The sequence below is a fragment of the Pseudomonas huaxiensis genome, assembly GCF_003231275.1.
Lineage (GTDB): Bacteria > Pseudomonadota > Gammaproteobacteria > Pseudomonadales > Pseudomonadaceae > Aquipseudomonas > Aquipseudomonas huaxiensis.
The window spans coordinates 1-352 of record NZ_QKVL01000198.1 but is presented as its reverse complement, the minus strand read 5'-3'; the positions used below and the strand labels follow the sequence as shown (position 1 = coordinate 352).

At 61.9% G+C, this 352-nt stretch carries 1 protein-coding gene; it reads left to right on the top strand.

Annotation, left to right across the window (positions count from 1 at the left end; translation table 11 throughout):
- The coding region (locus DM374_RS32875) for an immunoglobulin-like domain-containing protein (RefSeq protein WP_157969832.1) at positions 1–352 on the top strand (352 nt) is incomplete at both ends.

Genomic DNA, 352 nt, shown 5'->3' with positions numbered 1-352 from the left:
CGACACCACCGGCCTGACCCTCAGCGCCACCGGCTCCGTCCAGGAAGGCGGCAGCATCGTTTACACCGCCAAGCTGACCAACCCGGCTGGCACCGAAATGAAAATCACCTTGAGCAACGGTGAAACCATCACCATTGCCAAGAACGCCACAGAAGGTTCTGTCACCTTCGCCGCCCCGAAAGACACCGTGTATGTCGACGCCGGCAGCGTGAGCGTGACTATCACCGGAACCACCGGTGGTGATTTCGAGCATCTGGAAGTCAGCCCAACTGCGGCAGTGACTGCGGTCACCGACAGCATCGACACCAGCACCGTGACCCTGACCGCCACCCCAAGCGTGACCGAAGGCGGC